General features: G+C 38.4%; 6 protein-coding genes. 2 read left to right on the top strand and 4 right to left on the bottom strand.

Going from position 1 to position 5,407, the window contains the following annotated elements:
• The 3 genes from A3I5_RS0107050 to A3I5_RS0107060 form a co-directional block, all read right to left on the bottom strand.
• A partial coding sequence (locus A3I5_RS0107050) for an IS630 transposase-related protein (protein ID WP_018373906.1) occupies positions 1-235 on the bottom strand: 235 nt, incomplete at its 3' end.
• Between the two features lie 126 nt (positions 236-361).
• On the bottom strand, positions 362-1,495 hold the full coding sequence (locus A3I5_RS0107055) for an ABC transporter ATP-binding protein (RefSeq protein ID WP_018373907.1): 1,134 nt from the start codon (positions 1,493-1,495) through the stop codon (positions 362-364).
• Between the two features lie 154 nt (positions 1,496-1,649).
• Positions 1,650-2,516: a helix-turn-helix domain-containing protein gene (locus A3I5_RS0107060; RefSeq protein WP_018373908.1), complete on the bottom strand. Its 867-nt coding sequence runs from the start codon at positions 2,514-2,516 to the stop codon at positions 1,650-1,652.
• Between the two features lie 551 nt (positions 2,517-3,067).
• Between A3I5_RS0107060 and A3I5_RS0107065 the strand changes: the two genes are divergently transcribed.
• Positions 3,068-3,742, top strand: coding sequence for a response regulator transcription factor (locus A3I5_RS0107065; protein ID WP_026216979.1), 675 nt, complete (start codon positions 3,068-3,070; stop codon positions 3,740-3,742).
• A gap of 76 nt (positions 3,743-3,818) precedes the next feature.
• Entirely contained in the window at positions 3,819-5,075 is a 1,257-nt protein-coding gene (locus tag A3I5_RS0107070; RefSeq protein ID WP_408640773.1) for a sensor histidine kinase, read from the top strand.
• A gap of 81 nt (positions 5,076-5,156) precedes the next feature.
• On the opposite strand, the gene A3I5_RS0107075 is transcribed toward A3I5_RS0107070, so the two are convergent.
• The coding region (locus tag A3I5_RS0107075; protein ID WP_018373286.1) for a transposase at positions 5,157-5,407 on the bottom strand (251 nt) is incomplete at its 5' end.

Raw genomic sequence — 5,407 nt, forward strand, 5'->3', positions numbered from 1 at the left:
CACGTAAAAAAGCGTCGGGATATTGTTGAACAAATTGTTCCAACTTTTCCAGCGGTATTTTGAATGGTTTACGCTTACGGGGCTGACATTCTAAGCTATTCAACTCTCTGAGTTGTTTTTCCCAGAGATAGAGGGTATTGGGACTAATTCCAAATAACTTACTCGTTTCCTTTTTGGTATGTCCTTCCTGAACGTAAGCAATGACGCGTTTTCTAAAATCTAATTCGTATGTCATAAAATCAGTATATCATATACTATCTAAAATCTAAAGAAGTATAATAGGGACATTATTGAACTGTCTAAAGAAGTGAAAGCCCCGCAAATGCGAGGCCTTATTAAAAATATCGTTGGTGAAATTGGTTTAACGAATAGCTTTTTCAGTTTGGCTATCAAAGAAGTGCGCTTTACTCATATTGAAAGCTAGTTTAACAACAGAGCCTGGTTCATGATAATCACGAGCATCAACGCGAGAGATGAACTCAGTATCATCAATTTTACTGTATAGCATAGTTTCAGCGCCGAGAAGTTCTGATACAACAACTTCGGCTTGAACCGTTGAATCTGCATAAGTTGTTAGTTCCAATTCTGAAGCAGCAATGTCCTCAGGACGGATTCCCAAAATGAGGTCTTTACCATTGTAACCTTGTTGTTCAAGAAGTTTACGACGGCCCTCTGGCAATTTGATTTGGAGGCCACTACCATTTGTCAAGTAGCCATCTTTCAATGACACATTGAAGAAGTTCATAGCAGGTGAGCCGATAAAGCTGGCAACAAATTTGTTAGCAGGTTCATTGTACAACTCCTGTGGCGAACCAATTTGCTCAACGCGTCCAATAGTACCATTACCAGATGGGTTTTTAGTAGAACTCATGATAACGATACGGTCAGCTAAGGTCATGGCTTCGGTTTGGTCGTGGGTAACGTAAATGGTTGTTGCACCGATACGACGGTGGATTTTAGAGATTTCTGCACGCATGGAGACACGCAATTTGGCATCTAAGTTAGAGAGAGGCTCATCCATAAGGAAGACCTTAGCATCGCGGACAATGGCACGCCCCATGGCTACACGTTGACGTTGTCCACCTGAAAGGTCAGCTGGCTTACGATCCAAAAATTCCGTCAGTCCAAGAATTCCAGCTGCTTCTTTAACGCGATTGTCAATATCTTCTTTAGAGTATTTCCGAAGTTTAAGACCAAAAGCCATATTATCGTAAACAGTCATGTGAGGATAGAGGGCATAGTTTTGGAAAACCATGGCAATATCACGATCTTTAGGTGCTACATCGTTCATGAGCTTGTCATCAATGAAGAATTCACCCTCAGTAATATCTTCGAGACCTGCAATCATACGAAGTGTTGTTGATTTACCACAACCCGAAGGGCCAACAAAGACGATAAATTCCTTGTCTTTAATATCAAGATTAAAATTCTCAACGGAATAATGATCACTACGATCGTAACGCTTGTAGATATTGTTTAATTTCAATTGAACCATAGTCTGGTTGCCTCCTTGTATGTCGTCTCAGAGTCTTTAGCTCCGATAGTTTGTTTATTTGATGATATAAGCTTATTATATGTGAAAACGTTTTAATATTAAAGGTCAGTATGCTCAAAAAGAAAAAAACATCTTGTGCAGGGTGCACAAGATGTTAGCGAGTTTGCCGTAGAAGAGCCAGATAGCAAATGGTTAGATCGTCCATACGTTTGAGGGAAAGTCCTGTTTGTTCTTGGAAGCGGTCTAAGCGATGTTGCAGGGTGTTTCGGTGAATGAAGAGATTTTGTGCGGTCTTGGTGATGACAGCCTGTTCCTGCCACATGGTTCGAATTGTTTCTTCAATTTCATCGTGCTCCGCAATCAAAGCTACAAGCATTTGAAAGAGATCCGCTGTAATATCTAAACTTGTAGATAATAGAGCTAGTGAAAAGCGATTTAAGCCGACAAATCCTGGCTGTTCAAGTAGATGTTGAAAGAGCTCATTTTCTAGCTGATAGGCCTTTGCCCAGCTATTAACCAGAGATAGCGGCCAAATTTGTCCGATTAGAGCAGTTATTTTCATACCGAAGTCAAATTCCAAAATAGCCAGAATTTCCATTAAGATAGCCTCACTATCAAAATGCAACTCTTGATCTAAGATGAATAGAAAATCTCTCTGGCTAAGTTTGATATGTGACCTTAAATTTGGTAACAGCTGTGAAAAAATATCTAGCCATTCAGCTTCCAAGTCATTTTGTTCAGAGTGACGGATGACTTTGACATGGAGAAATTGGATCAACTTGAGAGGATTGGGAGCGCTTCCTTGATTTTTCACTAGAAAGCGATACCAAGGACTATCTGGCTCTACTTGATTTTCGAGCAGATCCAAACATTCGACAAGCAGCTTTTCACGATCTGTCAGATCCTTTTCTTCAATGACAAGCCAAGTGCCATCTGTACGAGGAATATTGACATAGCCTTTGTTATCTGTTTTGAGGTTGGATAATGTTGCCGATGGAAATAGTTTCTTTAAATGGTCCACGAGAGTATCTCCAGACTAAGAACCTGTATTCACAAGTGAGGGACTTTTATTCCGAAATTTATTTTCTAATCATCAGGAGGCTGAGCAAAAAGTCCAACCTTACCTTTCATAGTTTGCGTAAACATTTCAGCGCAGTGGTTGGGAGTAAGACTTGTTGGCTATGCCAACTTAGTCTTACCACTGCAAAGATCATTAGGTGCTTTAGCGCCAATGAACCACTGCGGATTGGTAGATTTGTTCGTGTTTTACACTCCGAATCCGGCCTAATCAACTATGCGGTGCGAGGGTGGGGAAAACGAATTTTTGGTTGCTCGAGTTCTTTCCCACTCCCCTATTTTGAAAAAAGAGTGCTGAGTTGAAAATACAGGTTCTAAAAGTTTCTTTTAACCAGTATACCACTTTTCAGAAATCCTGTGCGAATTTAGCCTTATTTAAGGTGACGGTGTATAATGAAAAAGAGAATATCATAACGTCATCTAATTGTAACCTGTCAATTCTAGTGGTTTGATGGAAGGCATGGTATAATATAAGAAAAAGGTGAGGTTTGAATGATGATTAAAATATTATTAGTGGAAGATGATTTAAGTTTATCCAATTCAGTGTTTGACTTTCTAGATGATTTTGCAGATGTCATGCAAGTGTTTGATGGCGAAGAAGGCATTTATGAGGCAGAATCGGGAGTTTATGATCTCATTTTGCTAGATTTAATGTTACCTGAAAAAGACGGCTTTACCGTTCTTCGCGAACTGCGTCAAAAAGGGATCACAACGCCAGTTCTCATCATGACAGCTAAAGAATCCCTTGATGATAAAGGTCATGGTTTTGAACTTGGTGCCGATGATTACTTGACCAAGCCATTTTATCTAGAAGAGTTAAAAATGCGTATTCAGGCACTCTTAAAACGCTCAGGAAAGTTTTCTGAAAATAGTCTAGTTTATGGTGATGTCACAGTAAATCTTGCGACAAATGAAGTTAGAGTAGCTGATCACGAAGTCGAATTTTTGGGTAAGGAATTTGATTTGCTTGTTTATTTTCTACAGAATCAAAACGTTATTTTACCGAAAAATCAGATTTTTGACCGCATTTGGGGCTTTGACAGTGACACAACAGTCTCTGTTGTAGAGGTTTACGTTTCTAAAATTCGTAAAAAGTTAAAAGGTACTCAATTTGTTAAAAACTTGTCAACACTCAGAAGCGTGGGATATATTTTAAAAAATGCAGAATAAGAAAAGGATTTCTATCTTAGAAAATTTCAGATATTTTACCCGATACGTCAGCGTTTTTACAGCTATCTTTTTGCTAATGACTCTGATTATTTTAAATATTATCAATGTCAGCGCATATAGTGAGGTGGATAGTAGGCTAAATCAACTAGCGAGTTCACCAGAAAAAATTATTACTACCGCCAGTTCAAGAGCCGTTTTCGGGGATGATTTAACCTATGAAGTTTTTACAGAGCGAGTAGCTGACAGTAGCGACGCATTGATTAATAATGGTGATCATAAGCCTATTGCAAAATTTGGTTACAATGCGAATACAAGTGCGCTTGTCTTTGATAAAAATAAAAAGCTTATTTTTGAGGCAGATCCTTTTTTGCAGCTAGACCAGATTGATTTCGATTTTAATAATTTAGGAAAGCTGTTAGAAACTGAAATTGTCAATGCCAGTGGTGATACTGAGGTATTTAGATTTGTTGTTGTTCGAGTTCCGGACGAGATAAGCGAGTCTGTTGAATATGCAGTCGCTTTAACCAACATTACCCAGCTCAAGGCCTTAAATTCCAGCAACAATAAAATTATCGTTCTTATTATGCTTTCTTTTTGGCTCTTATCCATTTTTGCTTCCTATTGGTTAACTATCATTACAATAAAACCGATTAAGGAAATGCTCGAAAAGCAAAAAGCCTTTGTAGAAAATGCTAGTCACGAACTGCGAACACCTTTAGCCGTTCTCCAAAATCGATTAGAATCCTTGTTCAGAAAGCCAGATACAACTATTTTGGACGAGATCGAATCGATTGCTTCTAGTTTGGATGAAGTGAGAAATATGCGATTGTTGACATCAAATCTTCTTAATCTTGCTAGAAGAGATGGGGAGTTAAAAGTTGTGCTCCAAGTTGTTGAACCTGAATTTTTTGATACTGCTTTTAATAATTTTTCGCTCATTGCAGACGAAAATCAGAAGCAATTTAAATCTCAAAATTTAGTCAGGAAAACTATTCAAACAGATAGCGCTCTACTGAAGCAGGTGATGACAATCATATTTGATAATGCTGTTAAGTATACTGGTGAAGATGGTGAAATAAAAATAACGTCAAAAATTAGAGAAAGACAATTAGTGGTTAGCATTGAAGACAATGGCTTGGGGATTTCCGATGAAAACAAGAAAAAGATATTTGATCGTTTTTATCGGGTGGATAAGGCTAGAACACGCCAAAATGGGGGCTTTGGCTTGGGATTATCCCTAGCAAAACAAATTGTTGATCAATTAAAAGGTCAAATTTTGGTGCACGACCGTGTTCCGAAAGGAACAATCTTTGAACTTCGATTACCGATATAACAAAAACTCATTTCCCGCAGCATTATCTGGAGGGAGATGAGTTTTTTAGGCTCCTTGTCAACTGTAGTGGGTGACTTATCATTAAGCACGAGAGAGAATCAGAATGGTTCTCTCTTTTGTGATGTTCAAAGCGATGAGAATTTTCGTTTTGAAGTTCTTGAAATTTCGGAAGCCAAAAGCTTGTCGTTTGATATCCTTGATGAGCTTGTTGGTGGCCTCCAGCTTGGCGTTAGAATAAGGAAGATTTAAAGCATTGGTAATGTAAGCTTTGTATTTCAGAAAGGTTCTGAAGACTTTTTTAAAAGTAGGGTTGGCCGTTGAGACGTTTTCTT

Origin of the sequence: Streptococcus merionis DSM 19192 (assembly GCF_000380085.1) — a bacterium.
Classification (GTDB): domain Bacteria; phylum Bacillota; class Bacilli; order Lactobacillales; family Streptococcaceae; genus Streptococcus; species Streptococcus merionis.

Excerpts from the sequence above, each read along its gene's own strand:
- A3I5_RS0107055 (WP_018373907.1), bottom strand. The coding sequence starts at position 1,495 with ATGGTTCAATTGAAATTAAACAATATCTACAAGCGTTACGATCGTAGT.
- A3I5_RS0107065 (WP_026216979.1), top strand. The coding sequence starts at position 3,068 with ATGATTAAAATATTATTAGTGGAAGATGATTTAAGTTTATCCAATTCA.
- A3I5_RS0107070 (WP_408640773.1), top strand. The coding sequence starts at position 3,819 with ATGACTCTGATTATTTTAAATATTATCAATGTCAGCGCATATAGTGAG.